Origin of the sequence: Roseomonas sp. CCTCC AB2023176 (assembly GCF_042259275.1) — a bacterium.
In the GTDB taxonomy this organism is placed as follows: Bacteria; Pseudomonadota; Alphaproteobacteria; order Acetobacterales; family Acetobacteraceae; genus Roseomonas.
The window spans coordinates 817,887-832,175 of record NZ_CP170086.1 but is presented as its reverse complement, the minus strand read 5'-3'; the positions used below and the strand labels follow the sequence as shown (position 1 = coordinate 832,175).

The 14,289-nt window shown below is 68.9% G+C and carries 15 protein-coding genes, 1 tRNA gene and 1 pseudogene; 6 read left to right on the top strand and 11 right to left on the bottom strand.

Translation table 11 applies throughout. The features are described from left to right. Window positions 1–290 precede the first annotated feature (290 nt). The gene (locus tag ACE7GA_RS04180; RefSeq protein WP_376096047.1) at window positions 291–923 is read right to left on the bottom strand and encodes a transposase; all 633 of its coding nucleotides are present in this window, start codon (window positions 921–923) and stop codon (window positions 291–293) included. Window positions 924–1,163: 240 nt separating this feature from the next. Between ACE7GA_RS04180 and ACE7GA_RS04175 the strand changes: the two genes are divergently transcribed. Beyond that, window positions 1,164–3,245, top strand: a complete 2,082-nt coding sequence (locus ACE7GA_RS04175; protein ID WP_376096044.1) for a GNAT family N-acetyltransferase — start codon at window positions 1,164–1,166, stop codon at window positions 3,243–3,245. A 564-nt stretch (window positions 3,246–3,809) separates the two neighbouring features. On the opposite strand, the gene ACE7GA_RS04170 is transcribed toward ACE7GA_RS04175, so the two are convergent. From ACE7GA_RS04170 to ACE7GA_RS04150, 5 genes and pseudogenes are all read right to left on the bottom strand, one after another. Continuing rightward, complete coding sequence (locus ACE7GA_RS04170) at window positions 3,810–4,340, bottom strand: EamA family transporter (protein ID WP_376096041.1); 531 nt, start codon at window positions 4,338–4,340, stop codon at window positions 3,810–3,812. Between the two features lie 58 nt (window positions 4,341–4,398). Further along, a pseudogene (locus ACE7GA_RS04165) lies at window positions 4,399–4,692 on the bottom strand (EamA family transporter); the annotation flags it as partial. Window positions 4,693–5,020: 328 nt separating this feature from the next. Continuing rightward, complete coding sequence (locus tag ACE7GA_RS04160) at window positions 5,021–5,266, bottom strand: hypothetical protein (protein WP_376096038.1); 246 nt, start codon at window positions 5,264–5,266, stop codon at window positions 5,021–5,023. Window positions 5,267–5,275: 9 nt separating this feature from the next. Further along, a complete protein-coding gene (gene folD, locus ACE7GA_RS04155) occupies window positions 5,276–6,214 on the bottom strand; it encodes a bifunctional methylenetetrahydrofolate dehydrogenase/methenyltetrahydrofolate cyclohydrolase FolD (RefSeq protein WP_376096035.1) in 939 nt (312 codons plus the stop codon). A gap of 5 nt (window positions 6,215–6,219) precedes the next feature. After that, the gene (locus ACE7GA_RS04150) at window positions 6,220–6,522 is read right to left on the bottom strand and encodes a YggT family protein (protein ID WP_376096034.1); all 303 of its coding nucleotides are present in this window, start codon (window positions 6,520–6,522) and stop codon (window positions 6,220–6,222) included. Window positions 6,523–6,748: 226 nt separating this feature from the next. On the opposite strand from ACE7GA_RS04150, the gene ACE7GA_RS04145 reads away from it, so the two are divergent. Both ACE7GA_RS04145 and ACE7GA_RS04140 read left to right on the top strand, forming a co-directional pair. Continuing rightward, window positions 6,749–6,824 (top strand) — tRNA-Ala (locus tag ACE7GA_RS04145). Between the two features lie 79 nt (window positions 6,825–6,903). Then, window positions 6,904–7,995, top strand: a complete 1,092-nt coding sequence (locus ACE7GA_RS04140) for a glycosyltransferase family 4 protein (RefSeq protein WP_376096031.1) — start codon at window positions 6,904–6,906, stop codon at window positions 7,993–7,995. 107 nt (window positions 7,996–8,102) lie between these two features. Here ACE7GA_RS04140 and ACE7GA_RS04135 read toward each other — a convergent pair whose 3' ends face one another. The 4 genes from ACE7GA_RS04135 to groES form a co-directional block, all read right to left on the bottom strand. Beyond that, complete coding sequence (locus ACE7GA_RS04135) at window positions 8,103–8,534, bottom strand: tryptophan-rich sensory protein (RefSeq protein WP_376096028.1); 432 nt, start codon at window positions 8,532–8,534, stop codon at window positions 8,103–8,105. 42 nt (window positions 8,535–8,576) lie between these two features. Beyond that, window positions 8,577–8,786, bottom strand: coding sequence for a cold-shock protein (locus tag ACE7GA_RS04130; protein WP_376096025.1), 210 nt, complete (start codon window positions 8,784–8,786; stop codon window positions 8,577–8,579). 73 nt (window positions 8,787–8,859) lie between these two features. Next, on the bottom strand, window positions 8,860–10,512 hold the full coding sequence (gene groL, locus ACE7GA_RS04125) for a chaperonin GroEL (protein ID WP_376096022.1): 1,653 nt from the start codon (window positions 10,510–10,512) through the stop codon (window positions 8,860–8,862). A 41-nt stretch (window positions 10,513–10,553) separates the two neighbouring features. Beyond that, a complete protein-coding gene (groES, locus tag ACE7GA_RS04120; RefSeq protein WP_376096019.1) occupies window positions 10,554–10,865 on the bottom strand; it encodes a co-chaperone GroES in 312 nt (103 codons plus the stop codon). Window positions 10,866–11,128: 263 nt separating this feature from the next. Here groES and ACE7GA_RS04115 point away from each other — a divergent pair, with 263 nt between their 5' ends. Continuing rightward, on the top strand, window positions 11,129–11,404 hold the full coding sequence (locus ACE7GA_RS04115; RefSeq protein ID WP_376096016.1) for an usg protein: 276 nt from the start codon (window positions 11,129–11,131) through the stop codon (window positions 11,402–11,404). Between the two features lie 56 nt (window positions 11,405–11,460). Here ACE7GA_RS04115 and ACE7GA_RS04110 read toward each other — a convergent pair whose 3' ends face one another. Further along, entirely contained in the window at window positions 11,461–11,838 is a 378-nt protein-coding gene (locus ACE7GA_RS04110; RefSeq protein ID WP_376096013.1) for a winged helix-turn-helix transcriptional regulator, read from the bottom strand. A 103-nt stretch (window positions 11,839–11,941) separates the two neighbouring features. Between ACE7GA_RS04110 and ACE7GA_RS04105 the strand changes: the two genes are divergently transcribed. Together ACE7GA_RS04105 and ACE7GA_RS04100 are read left to right on the top strand one after the other, a co-directional pair. Next, entirely contained in the window at window positions 11,942–12,958 is a 1,017-nt protein-coding gene (locus tag ACE7GA_RS04105) for a zinc-binding alcohol dehydrogenase family protein (RefSeq protein ID WP_376096010.1), read from the top strand. Window positions 12,959–13,034: 76 nt separating this feature from the next. Beyond that, window positions 13,035–14,168 carry an alpha/beta fold hydrolase gene (locus tag ACE7GA_RS04100; protein ID WP_376096007.1) on the top strand — a complete coding sequence of 378 codons (1,134 nt, stop codon included), beginning with the start codon at window positions 13,035–13,037 and terminating at the stop codon, window positions 14,166–14,168. Window positions 14,169–14,289 lie beyond the last annotated feature (121 nt).

The window sequence follows — 14,289 nt, the reverse complement described above, 5'->3', positions numbered from 1 at the left end:
GGGGAGGAACGCACCTGAATCGGGCGCGGCGCAAGCGGCGGATGGGGTGGGTTCGGGCCGTTGGGGAGGGTTTCGGACAAAAGATTCCGTGCGGGGCGGCGGCGGGGTGCCGGGGTGGGTCGGTGCCAGGGCCGCACCGGGCCCGCGCTGGACCCGCGCTGGGTGCGGACGGGCTTGCGCCGGTTGCGGGCGGGACCGCGCGGAGCGGGGACAGGGTCGCGCCGAGTGCGCGCAGGCTCGCGCAGGGCGCGGGAGGGCTGGCGGGGAGCGCGGGCCGGCGCGCGGTGGGGTCATGGCCAGGCGAGGCGGACGGAGCGGCGGATGTAGGGGCGGCCACCGGCCATGCGGTGGAGGCGCTTGAGCGTGGCGATGAGGGGGCGGGCGCGCCGGCGCCAGGCGGGCCAGGGCTCGGACGGGCCCTGGGCGAGGGTTGGGGCGACGCGGTGGCGGAGGATGTCGGCGAGCCAGGGGTCGGGGAGGAGCCAGGGCGGGCCATCCAGCGCGGATTCGAGGCCGAGGCGGCGGATGAGGAAAAGAAGCCGCAGGCCGCCGAGGCGGGCGGCGCGACGGGCGGCGCGGACGATGAAATGCTCGATCCGGCGGAGGGGGTGGTTGGGGTAGTCGCCGAGGTCGGCCAGTTCCTCCAGCAGGCGATGCCAGAGGCCGTTATGCGTGGCGCGGCGGAAGAAGCGGGCGATGGTGTCGGGCTTGCCGGAGAAGCAGGAGACGTCGCGCCAGGGGATGGTGGGGCCGCGGACGACGAGTTCGAAGATGGCGTCCATGCGGGCGCGGAGGTCGGCGACGGTGCGGCCCTGGGGGGCGCGGTTCCAGAGGAAGGGGTGGAGGGCGAGCCACTCGTCCTCGGTCAGGGGCATCCAGGGGCGGGGTGGGGTGAGGCGGTGGGGGTGGGTCGGGTGGAACATGGGCGATCCCTGTATCGGAAGATGATCCTATGACGCTCTAGGACTATTGTCAAGAACCGGCTGACCTAGTATCCTTGCTTGATCGGGTCGGTAGCCGGGCTCTGTGCTGTTCTCGAAAAGAGCTAACTACCGAAGACTTGTTTGGTCGAAGTTATCGTTCGAAGGAGGTGAAAGGTCCTGAGTTACAGATCGATCTCCGACCCTGGCGCCATCAAAAAACATGCTAACGCGATCCGCGATTTGGCGGACGCCGAGAAGGAAGCCCTCGGTTTCCTGCCAGCCGCGGCCTACGATGAAGCAATAAGTCGGAATCGCGTTATCGCAATGCTTGACTTATCTAAGTCGCCGCACCAACTGGCTGGATTCGTTCTTTTTAGTGGCGTTTTTCCAAATGCACGCATTCAACAGATCGCTGTGGCGAGCGAGCACAGGCAAAGGGGCGTAGCCACGGCGCTACTTACTGAGGTAGTTGCAAGACATGAGGCGCAGGGATACCTACGCATAACTGCTGCGGTTGCAGATGATCTGTTGTCGTCACAGGCGTTTTATGAAAAAAATGGCTTCGTCGCGACAATAACCCGTAAGGGCGGTAGCGCGCGTGACCGCACCATAATCGTGCGCGCCAGAGACCTGGACAACGATCATCTTTTAGTTGCGACTGACCCCTCATCGAACATCCGTACTCCGGCAGTCGATCTAGGTTTGCGCATCAGGGGGGCTGGCTTGGCGCCACTCTATTCGATGGATCTGAATGTCCTTTTCGACGCTATTCGGGATGGGAGGGCGAGAGCGGAGGTTGCTCAGCGGGTGATTGGTGCGGCACTCAAGCATAAGGTTCGTCTGGCTGTAGCGCATGAATTCTTGGTAGAGTTGAACCGAAATGCCACTCCTGGAAAAGAGGATCCGATCCTTGCTCTGGCGCGTCACCTTCCGCGCTTGACGGCCACGAACGGGGAGGAGGTCGTTGCGCTCGCAAGCAGGATTCTGAGAATTGTCTTTGGTTCGGAACCATCTACCGGAGGTTACACCGTTCAGGCCAAGAGCGATGCGCGTCATCTGGCCGAAGCTGCTTTGGCAAGAGCGTCCGGTTTTCTGACAAGCGACGGCCAAGTACTTAGTGCAAGGCGGCGTTTGTTTGAGGAGGTTGGAATTGACGTGCTCTCGCTCGATGATTTCGCGCTAATGATTGACGACCTCTCAGCGTCTCAGGGGCTTGGTTCGCTCATACCCCAATCGGACATGACATGGGAGCAGGTCACGCCCGCACTTGGTAGAGCTTATTTTGAGCAAAGTGTTGAAGCTGCTCGGATATTTATGCAGTTTCAAGAGGCCCAGTCAGCGAACTTAGTCGTTGAGGGCCTCAAGGAAGGAAATGAGCTCGTTGGGCTGGCTGCTCGTTTACGCCACCCTGCACTTGACTCGGCGGCTCAGGTTCTGATCCACGTGCGACCGGACCATGTTCGGAGCGATCTCCTGGCGGATGCTCTCCTGAATAGCCAGTGCGAGCAAGCGTGCATAAATGGCCCGGTAATGATCGAACTTCAGGATCTGCCTGGACAAACCGTGCTGCGCCGTACCGCTCTGATGCATGGCTTCATGTCCCCCGAACGTGGCATCATGGCCAAGGTAGCAGTTGGAAGGCCCATCACGGAAAGGAACTGGCCCAGAATTTCCCGAGTTATCCAACGGCGGGCAAATCTACGTCTGCCCGACAGCATCTTTGGCCACGATCCTGGATACGAGATCGCTTTCAACAATTCTGCTGGCCAATCTGTAAAGGTAACGCTTGCCGGGCTGGAAAAAGCCCTCGGACCAACTCTTTTTGCTTGGCCTGGTCGTCTTGGGGCTATCGTACCGATTGCGCAGCACTTCGCTGACGAACTACTCGGAACTGCGCGGCAGGCGAGTATGTTCAGCCCTAAAGAGGCGGGGATATCTAGCATCAAGACTTATGTCTGTACGCCGCGCGTTGCGCCGATGCTTAATCCCGAAATGCCTATTCTATTCTATGAGTCTGTGCGGTCGGGCGGCCGTGGCGCTGTGATTGCATCGGCAAGGATCGTTGATGGTATCATCGTGAACAAGACACGTCTGCCTGCTCAGCAAATGCGACGCTCGGTGATAGAGGACGTCGATTCTTTCTCCTCTTCCGAAGAGGTCTTGGTTGTGACATTCAATAACGTCCTTCGTTTTCCGAGGCCAGTTAATCTTCCGAAGCTTCGCCTAATTGGGGCGGTTGGCCCAAATAATCTAGTCACTACTACCCCTATCTCATCCGAGACGCTTGTTGCTATTCTCGAGTTTGGCTGGAACAATGTCTAACTTCCAGGACGCACTCATATCTATACACCGCATCCATGTCGATCGTATTCTGGCTGGCAGAAAGACAATCGAGGTTAGGCGGCGTTTCCCCGGCATATCTCCAGGTACGCGACTATGGATTTACGAGACGCGACCCACTGGCGCACTCGTCGGCTTTGTTACGGTAAGCTTCTTAGACCGTGCAAATCCTGATACTCTTTGGAATCGTTATGGCTCGGATACTGGACTGGCGCTGACCGACTTTTTAGCGTACCTACAAGGGACGACGACAGCGGTTGCTATAGCCCTTTCAGATGCAAGACGCATTGCGCCTGTAGCACGTGAGACATTGTCCTCGATTCGCACCCGCTTCCATCCGCCCCAAGTTATGACCAAACTGACTGAAAAGGAACAGGTCATTCTGCGTAACTTGGTGGAAGGCGATGGATCTCTCTTGGGCAGTCAGTAAGACTCGTCCCAAACCTACGAACTTGACTCCACGAGATCAGGTCAAGATATCCGGTCAGATCGTCAGTCGTGCGCTGAGATGCGGGGTGACCTGACCATCTCCCAGAACTAGTTTGGCTAGCCTCTGCTTCCCGCCCGGAACACCAACAACAACCCCGACAGCGTCAGCGCTCCCCCGACGACGTCGGCCCAGCCCAGGACTTCGCCTAGGAAGGCCCACCCTAGGACGGCGGCGACGGGTGGGGCGAGGAGTTGGAGGGCGGAGGCGGTGCTCGCGGGGAAGCGGCGGAGCATGAGGAAGAGCATGGCGTAGCCGCCGATGCCGACCACCGTGATGGAGTAGAGCATCCCGGCCAGCACGGCGGGGGAGGCTGCGGTGGGCGGCGCGCCCTCCTTCAGCAGCGCGAGGGGGAGGAGGAGCAGGGCGCTGACGAGGCTCTGGCCGAAGGTGGCGGACCAGAGGTCCACGCGGCCGCGGGCCGGGGCGAAGGCGAGCAGGCCCGCCGCCTGGGCGGCGGAGGCGAGGAGGGCGAGGGCGACACCCAGGGCCTCGTCGGCCGCGGAGGTGTCGGCGTGGGGGGCGGCGATGCGGGCGCCGCCGAGGACGGCGACGCCGGCCCAGCCGAGGGCGAGGCCGAGCCAGGCCATGGGGGCGGGCGGCGGCCGGCCACGACCTCGCCGAGGGCGACCATGAGGGGGTGGAGGCGCAGATGAGGGCGACGAGGCCGGAGGGGATGAGGGCCGTCGCCCACCAGGAGAGGGCGAGGTAGGCGCCGGTGCCGAAGAGGCCCATCGCCGCGATGCGCGGCAGGTCGGCGCGGGCGGGCCTGCGGGCGCCGGTGGTCCAGGCGATGGCGCCGAGGAGGGGGGCGGTGATCGCGAAGCGGATGGCGAGCGCCCAGAAGGGCGGCCATTCCAGCACGACGACGCGTGCCGAGTTGAAGGCGGAGCCCCAGACCAGGACGAAGGCGGCGGCGAGGGCGAGGTCGGCGGGCTTCATCCGCGCGTGGGGTGGGTGGTCACGCGGGGGATGATGGCGGGGGTGGGCGTTCCGGGCCAATGCCGGGGCTGCATGGGAGGGGGTCGTGTGGGTGGCCCCGGGGAGGCGCTGCCTCCCCAGACCGATGCGCGAACGCGAGCGTTCGCGCAGCGACGGGGGGTGAACGCACCCCCCGGATCCCGCGATCTGTTTTGAGCGTCCCCTTGGTGAGGCCCCCCACTTCGGGAGCCTCACCAAGGGGACATTCCCATAGTCCGCGGGTCCAGGGGCGCGTTCGCCCCTGGCGGAGAGGGGTCCGGGGAGAGGCAGGGCCTCTTCCCGGGGCCGATCAGCGCGACGCTTCCAGCCGCCGGAGGCGTTCGAGGATCTCCGCCCGCTCCGTTTCGGCACGGCGGGCCATGCGGCCGAGCGTGCCCATGGCGAGGAGGGTGAGGGCGGAGACCGCTCCGGCGCCGGCGTAGAGGATGCGGGCGCGGGACCATTCGGGGCCGAGGAGCGGGGTGCCCTGGAGGGCGAGGGCGGCGCAGCCGAGGAGGGCGAGGGCGCCGATGGCCTGGAGGGCGCGGAAGAGCATCGGCGCGGGTCAGGCGACGTTGGGGGCGTGGCCGTAGGAGACGTCGGGGCGGGGCTCGGGCGGGGCGGCGCCGCCGTTGGGGGCGAGGGTCAATACGCCGCGGCGGGCGAGGGCGGCGTCGAGGGTGTTTTCCAGCAGGCAGGCGATGGTCATGGGGCCGACGCCGCCGGGGACGGGGGTGATCCAGGCGGCGCGGGGGCGGGCCTCGTCGAAGGCGACGTCGCCGGTGAGGGTGTTCTCGGGGAGGCGGTTGATGCCGACGTCGATGACGGTGGCGCCCTCGGCGATCCAGTCGCCGCGGACGAGGTTGGGGCGGCCGACGGCGGCGATGAGGATTTCGGCGCGGCGGCATTCGTGGGCGAGGTCGCGGGAGCGGGAATGGAGCATCGTCACCGTGGCGTCGGCGGCCAGCAGCAGGGCGGCCATGGGGCGGCCGACGATGGCGGAGCGGCCGAGGACGGCGGCGCGCGCCCCGGCCAGCGGGATGCCGGCGTCGCGGAGGAGGTGCATGACGCCCTTGGGCGTGCAGGGGACCAGGCCGGGGAGGCCGGCGGCGAGGCGTCCCGCGTTGACGGGGTGGAAGCCGTCCACGTCCTTCGCGGGGTCCACGGCCTCGATGATCGTCTGGGCGCGGATGTGGGCGGGGAGGGGGAGCTGGACGAGGATGCCGTCCACGGCGGGGTCGGCGTTGAGGCGGCCGACGGCCGCGAGGAGTTCGGCTTCCGAGGTGGATTCGGGGAGGTGGAGGGTGGCGCTGTCGAAGCCGGCGTCCTTTGCGGCCTTGTCCTTGTTGCGGACGTAGACGCCGGAGGCCGGGTCCTCGCCGACGCGGACGACGCGGAGGCCGGGGCGGAAGGGGAGTTGCGCGATGCGGTCGGCGAGGGTGGCGCGGAGTCGGGCGGCCGCGGCCTTGCCGTCCAGGATGCGGCCGCGGGTTCCGTCGGGCACGGGGCTCAGGCCGTGAGGCGCCAGAGGGCGGGGAAGACGGTGACGTTGAGGAAGATGCGCAGGGCCTGGAGGAGGAGGATCAGGACGAGGGGGGAGAGGTCCACGTTGCCGAGGTTCGGCAGGATGCGGCGGATGGGGCGCAGCGCCGGTTCGGTGACGCGCCAGAGGAAGTCGCCGATGGACCAGACGAAGCGGTTGCGGGTGTCGAGGACGTTGAAGGCCGTGAGCAGCGAGTAGATCGCGGCGGCGATGAGGAGCCAGATGTAGACGGCGATGACCTGGTCCACGAGCCAGAAGAGGGCGGTCATCGGCGGTGCTGTTCCTTGCGGGGCCTTGGATGAGGCAGGGCCGTGGACGGGAGATTGCGGGCGTGTATGGCGAGGCCGGGGGGCCGCGACAAGGCGCGGGGCGGGCGGTTCGGGGCGGGTGTGGCGGCGTGGCGGGGCCTGGGTTTCGGCCGCTTGACGCGGGGCGCGGGGCGGAGGATACCGCCGCCTCTCGCGACGGGGCCCAAGCCGTCGTGCTGGTGGTTACGGGGCTGTAGCTCAGTTGGGAGAGCGCGTCGTTCGCAATGACGAGGCCAGGGGTTCGATTCCCCTCAGCTCCACCATCCACCGTTCCGATCGCATCGTCTGGACGCGCCGTTGAGCGGGCGGTTGCTCGCGGTTTGCACGCTGGCGCCTTGGCCCGTGCGGAACGGGTATGCGCTGCGCGTCCACAACCTGTTGCAGGCGTTGGCGGGGCGGTGGCGGGTCACGCTGGTTTCGCCCGCGGGGGCGGAGGGGCTGGGGCTCGAGGGGGTGGAGCATCGGCCGGTGGATTTGCGGGGGCCGGGGCTGACCTATCCGTGGCGGTTCGACGGGGGCGGGCTGGCGGCGGCGATCGGGGCAGCGGTGCGGGACGTGCGGCCGGACCGGGGGTTAGTCTGGCCTGGGGCCGAAGTGGCCTGGCTGTCCGGGGGCGGGCGGCCGCCGGCGGTCATGGACATGGTGGATTGCAACCCGCTGGAGTTCTGGCGCGGCGCCCTCGCATCCGGCGGGGTGCGGGAGCGGTGGCGGCACCTGAGCCAGTTGCCGGTCGCGGCATGGTCCGCGCGGCAGGTGGTGCGGGGCTTCGCGGCGGTGACCTGCGTGGGTGATGCGGACGCCGGGTGGATGGCGCGGATCGGCGGGCGCGGGGCCGTGCACGTGTCGCCGAACGGGGTCGCGGTACCGGATCAGGGTGCGTTGGCGGGGGAGGCGGAGGTGCCGACGCTCGCCTTCACGGGGACGCTGGACTACGGGCCGAACGTGGATGCGGTGCGGTTCGCGGTGGACGCGATCTGGCCGGCGGTGCGGGCGGCGGTGCCGGGGGCACGGTTCGTCGTCGGCGGGCGGCGGCCGGTGCCGGAGATCGCGGCGCTGCACGGGCGGGACGGGATCGAGGTGGTGCCGGACGTGCCGGACATGGTGCCGCTGCTCGGGCGGGCCTGGGTCGCGGTGGCGCCGATGCGGACGGGCGTGGGGATCAAGAACAAGGTGCTCGAGGCCTGGGCCTGCGGGCGGCCCGTGGTGATGACGCCGATGGCGACGAACGGGCTGGTGCTGCCCGCGGGACATGAGGGGTTGGTCGCGGCGCGGGCGGAGGGGCTGGCGGAAGCGGTGGTCGGTCTGCTCCGCGACGGCGCGCGGCGTCGTGGGCTTGGGATCGCGGCGCGGCGGCACGTGGAGGCGCACTGCACCTGGGCGGCGGTGGCGGAGGGGATGGACCGGCTGCTGCGGGCCGCCGGGCCGGCCCGATGATGCGCGGCGGCCGGGCGGATCCGCCGGCTGGGTTGTTGCGCCCGTTGTTCCGGGCGGAAGGCTGCGCCTTCCTCCGGGGCCACGAGCGCCAACCCCCAGTCACCGAATCAGTCGTCGCGGTCGGTCAGCAGGATGAGGGTGGCGTAGGCGACCCAGGGGACGACGGCGCCGATGAGGAGGCCGGCGGTGGCGTCGCGCTTGTGGGCTTCGGCGGCGGTACGGGCGGCTTCGAAGCCGACGACGGCGTTGCCGATGTAGCTCAAGGTGCGGGAGCGCATGCCCAGCGTGTAGAGCGGGTAGGTCGCGCAGAGCAGCCAGAGGCGGTCCACGCGGTGCTGCCGCGGCTTGTCCAGGCGCCCGCGGGCAACGCCCATCATCGCGAAGAGGATGGACCAGGCGATGCCGAAGCCGACCCTGGGCGGGGCAAGGGGGAGTCCGGTTCCCGGGGCGGTGCGAGGAGGGCTTCGACGGCGGAGAGGGCGCCGCCGCCCACGACATAGCCGGTGGCGGAGAGGGTCGGGCTGGACATGGCGCCACAACGCGGGGCGGCGCCGGGCGTTCCCGACGACCGCGGTGTCGCGTCAGCCGGGCAGGAGGCGGGTGACGGAGGGGGCGGGCTTCTTCGGGCGCTGCTCCGCCTCGTAGACGACTTCCTCGCCCTTGCGGAGCTCGCGCCGGCCGGCGTCCTCGACGACGGAGGCGTGGACCATCACGTCGGGGCCGCCATCCTCGGGGCGGATGAAGCCGTAGCCCTTGTGGGGCTGGTACCAGACGACGGTGCCGCGGGGCATCGTGGCCTCCTGCAACGAAGAAGGGCGGCCCGCTGCCGGGCCGCCCCCCTCAGGTAGACCTGATCCTGCCGGATCAGAAGTCCATGTCGCCCATGCCGCCGCCCATGCCGCCGCCGGGGCCGCCCTGGCCGCCAGCGGACGCCTTGGCCGGCCGCTCGGCGACCATCGCCTCGGTCGTGATCAGCAGGGAGGCGACGGAAGCCGCATCCTGCAGGGCCGTGCGCACGACCTTCGTCGGGTCGATGATGCCGGCCGCGACGAGGTCCTTGTACTCGTCCTTCTGGGCGTCGTAGCCCCAGGCGTAGGTGTCGGTGCGGAGCACCTCACCGGCCACGACGGCACCGTCCTTGCCGGCGTTCTCCGCGATCTGCTTGGCGGGCACCTGGATCGCGCGGCGCACGATCTCGATGCCGACCTCCTCGTCGCGGTTCATGCCCTTGAGCTGGCCGAGGTTCTGCGAGGCGCGCAGGAGGGCGATGCCGCCGCCCGGCACGATGCCTTCCTCGACCGCGGCGCGGGTCGCGTGCAGCGCGTCGTCCACGCGGTCCTTGCGCTCCTTCACCTCGACCTCGGTCGAGCCGCCCACGCGGATGACGGCGACGCCGCCCGCGAGCTTGGCCAGGCGCTCCTGCAGCTTCTCGCGGTCGTAGTCCGAGGTGGTCTCCTCGATCTGCGCCTTGATCTGCTCCACGCGGCCCTGGATCGCCGACTTCTCGCCGGCGCCGTCCACGATCGTGGTGTTCTCCTTCTCGATCCGCACGTTCTTGGCGCGGCCGAGCTGGGCGAGGGTGACGTTCTCGAGCTTGATGCCGAGATCCTCGGAGATAACCTCACCGCCGGTCAGGATGGCGATGTCTTCCAGCATCGCCTTGCGGCGGTCGCCGAAGCCCGGGGCCTTCACCGCCGCGACCTTCAGGCCGCCGCGGAGCTTGTTGACGACGAGCGTGGCCAGGGCCTCGCCCTCGACGTCCTCGGCCACGATGATCAGCGGGCGGCCGGACTGCACGACGGACTCGAGCAGCGGCAGCAGCGGCTGGAGCTGCGACAGCTTCTTCTCGTGGATGAGGATGTACGGGTTCTCGAGCTCGGCCGTCATCTTCTCCGCGTTCGTGATGAAGTACGGGGAGACGTAGCCGCGGTCGAACTGCATGCCCTCGACGACGTCGAGCTCGGTCTGGATGCTCTTGGCTTCCTCGACCGTGATGACGCCCTCGTTGCCGACCTTCTCCATCGCCTTGGCGATCATCTCGCCGATCTCGACTTCGCCATTGGCCGACAGCGTGCCGACCTGGGCGACCTCGGCGGAGGTCGTGATCTTCTTGGTCTTCGCCTCGAGCTCGGCGACGACGGAGGCGACGGCCTTGTCGATGCCGCGCTTGAGATCCATCGGGTTCATGCCGGCGGCGACGGACTTCGCGCCCTCACGGACGATGGCCTGGGCGAGCACGGTCGCGGTGGTCGTGCCGTCACCCGCGATGTCGTTGGTCTTCGAGGCCACTTCGCGCACCATCTGGGCGCCCATGTTCTCGAACTTGTCGGCCAGCTCGATCTCCTTGGCGACGGTCACGCCGTCCTTGGTGATCCGCGGCGCGCCGAAGCTCTTGTCGAGCACGACGTTGCGGCCCTTCGGGCCGAGCGTCACCTTCACGGCGTCGGCCAGGATGTCCACGCCGCGCAGCATGCGGTCGCGGGCATTGGCGCCGAACTTGACGTCCTTCGCAGCCATAAGCGTCTCCTAAATCTGTTGCGTTTGAAAGGTCGGAGTGATCAGGCGGCCTTGGCCATCGTGGTCTTTTCCACGATGCCGAGGATGTCGGACTCCTTCATGATGAGGAGCTCCTCGCCGTTCAGCTTGACCTCGGTGCCCGACCACTTGCCGAACAGGATGCGGTCGCCGGCCTTGACGTCGAGAGGGCGAAGGTCGCCCTTGTCGTTGATCGTGCCGGAACCCGCGGCGACGACTTCGCCTTCCTGCGGCTTTTCCTTCGCGGTGTCGGGGATGATGATGCCGCCGGCGCTCTTCTCTTCCGCGGTGACGCGGCGAACCAGGACGCGGTCGTGCAGGGGACGGAAGCTCATGCGGTCCTCTCCTGTGCCTTATGGGGTTGGGTTGAAACCCGACCAGGAGAAACCGCCTTCGCCGATTGGCGTTAGCAGTCCGCCCCGGTGAGTGCCAGGGGTGTAGTCGATCGGACTCTACCGCGTCAAGTCCGGCAGCACTCTGCGTGTGCGAGTGCTAAGTCCTTGTTTCGCAACATTTCTCTTGTCCTCGCGTTGCATCTTCGTGGCAGCATGGCTGTCCCGGCGCGGTCTGCGCCGGTTGCGACGGAGGTCAAACGGGAATGCTCCTGCGGGACATCGAGCGCGTGGTCCGTATCCCCGACTGGCGGCTGACGACCGCCGAAATCCTCTACCGGATGCCCGATCATCCGACGGTGCTGCAGACCTTCGTCTGGCAGAAGGTGGACCAGGCGCCGGGCTTCCCGGAGCTGCATGGGTTCCTGGAGTTCTGGCGGCGGGAGATCGAGGGGCCGCTGCATTCCGTGCGCGTGGCCTCGGCGGCGCTCTGGCGGCCGGCGGAGTTCACCTATGCGGACGGAGAGTTGCGGCTGCACTAACGCGCCGGACTGGTACGCCGGACTGGTGCGCCGGCGTGTCGCGGCGCGGCGGGGCGTCAGCCCGCGCGCCTGATGGCGGGGACGTCCGGGCCGGCGGCCTGGCTGGCGAGCCAGCCATTGCCCCAGTCGCGGAGCGACGCGATGACGGGGCGCAGGCTCCGGCCCAGCGGCGTCGGCGCGTATTCGACGCGGGCGGGAACCGCGGCGAAGATGGTGCGGGCGATCAGGCCGTGCTGCTCCAGTTCGCGCAGCTGGCGCACGAGGACGCGCGGCGTGGCGCCGGGCATGCGCCGGCGGAGTTCGGTGAAGCGGAGGGTCCCTTCCTCCAGCAGGTGGTGCAGGACGACGCCCTTCCACTTGCCGCCGATGAGCGCGAGCGCGGCCTCCACGGGGCAGCCGGGGCCGCAATCGTAGCGGGGGTGGCGGTGCGCCATGCCGGTATCCTTCCTGTCACCCCGCGACAAACTTGTCGGCTTGGCGCGGCCGGGGCAGTGGGCGATCTGGCGCGGCAGACCACCCGACACAAGGAATGCCGCCATGAGGGCCGTGGGCTACCGCCGATCCCTGCCGATCGAGAATCCGGAGTCGCTGCAGGACCTGGACCTACCCGCGCCCGTGCCGCAGGGGCGCGACCTGCTGGTGCGGGTGCGCGCGGTCAGCGTGAATCCGGTGGACTACAAGGTGCGGCTGCGCGCCGATCCGGGCGGCGAGCCCAAGGTGCTGGGCTGGGACGCGGCGGGCGTGGTCGAGGCGGTGGGGCCCGGCGCCACGCTGTTCCGGCCGGGCGACGAGGTCTTCTACGCCGGCGACATCACCCGCGCCGGCACGAATGCCGAGCTGCACCTGGTGGATGAGCGGATCGTCGGTGCGAAGCCGCGGAGCCTGGGATTCGCCGAGGCGGCGGCGCTGCCGCTGACCTCCCTCACGGCGTGGGAGATGCTGTTCGACCGGCTGGAGGTTCGGACCGCGCGGCCGGATGGGAGCAACGCGCTGCTGATCATCGGCGGGGCGGGGGGCGTGGGATCGGTCGCGATCCAGCTGGCGCGGCGGCTGACGGGGCTGCGCGTGATCGCGACGGCGTCCCGGGTGGAGACGCGGGACTGGGCGCTGTCGCTCGGGGCGCACGACGTGGTGGACCATGCGGGGGACCTGCCGGCGGCGCTGCGGGGGATCGGGCTGCCGGAGGTGTCCTTCGTGTTCTCGACGACGCATTCGGACCGGCACTGGGCCGCGATCGCGGAGGTGGTGGCGCCGCAGGGGCGCGTCGGGCTGATCGACGACCCGGAGCCGGTGGACGTGCGGCTGCTGAAGCGGAAGTCGGCGTCGCTCCACTGGGAGCTGATGTTCACGCGATCCTCCTTCGCGACGCCGGACCTGGACGCGCAGCATCGCATCCTGTCCGAGGTATCGCGGCTGGTGGATGAGGGGACGATCCGGACGACGGTGGCCGAGCGGTTCGGGGCGATCAACGCGGCGAACCTGCGGCGGGCGCATGCGCTGCTGGAGAGCGGGCGGTCGCGGGGCAAGATCGTGCTGGAGGGGTTCGGCGACTGAAGGCGGTCGTTGCCGGTACGGCGGCGCCGGGCCTACCGTTCCCTGAAGGGGTCAACCCGACGGGAGTAAGAACGCCATGCGGGTCGCGCTGATCGCCGCCCTCGCCTCGATACTCGTCGTGCCGGCGGGGGCGCAGGCGCCGCCACGGCCGGGGGACCAGCCGGCGGCGCGGCAGGCGGATGGGCCGCCGCCGGTTGGGGCACCAGTCGGGGCGCCGCAGGCCTCCGCGCAGCCGGCGCCGCGGCGCGGGGCCTGGGTGGCGCGCGATTTCCGGTTCCACACCGGCGAGGTGATGCCGGAGGTGCGGCTGGCCTACGTCACGCTCGGTGATCCGACATCGCCGGCGGTGCTGGTGCTGCACGGGACGGCGGGGAGCGCGGCGAGCCTTCTGACGCCGGCCTTCGCGGGGCGGCTCTTCGGGCCGGGGCAGCCGCTGGATGCGTCGCGGTACTTCGTCATCATCCCCGATGCGCTGGGGGCGGGCGGTTCGTCGAAGCCGTCCGACGGGATGCGGGCGGCTTTCCCGCGCTACAACTACGACGACATGGTCGCGGCGCAGCACCGTTTGGTGACGGAGGGGCTGGGGGTGCGGCGGCTGCGGCTCGTCCTCGGCAACTCCATGGGCGGGATGCATGCCTGGATGTGGGCGGTGGCGCATTCCGACATGGTGGACGCGGTGGTGCCGATGGCGTCGCAGCCCACGCCGATGGCAGCGCGGAACTGGATGCTGCGGCGGATGATGGTGGAGGCGATCCGGCGCGACCCGGCCTATGCGGGCGGGAACTACATGGCGCAGCCTCCGTCGCTGACGCTGGCCAATGCGTTCTACGCAGTGGCCACGAATGGCGGGACGCTGGCCTGGCAGGCGGCGGCGCCGACGACGGTGCTGGCGGACAAGCTGGTAGAGGAGCGGATCGACGCGCCGCTGTCGGCCGATGCGAACGACTTCGTGTACCAGTGGGACGCGTCGCGGGACTACGACCCCTCGCCGGGGTTGGGGCGGATCCGGGCGCGGGTGCTGGCGATCAACGCGGCGGATGACGAGCGGAACCCGCCGGAGACGGGCGTGATGGCGGCGGCGATGGCGCGCATCCCCGATGCGCAGATGCTGCTGATCCCGGCGGGGCCGGAGACGCGGGGGCATGGGACGACGGGGAATGCGGCGCTCTACGCGGAGGCGCTGCGGGAGTTCCTGGCGATGGAGCGCTGACGGACGGCCCGGCATGCAACGGCGGCAAAGCCTTCACCGGCGGTGCGTGGAGCCGCGCGACACCGACGCGACACGCCGCACCCTGCCGCCGCCGTGCCAGCGCGACCTAGCCTTCTGACGC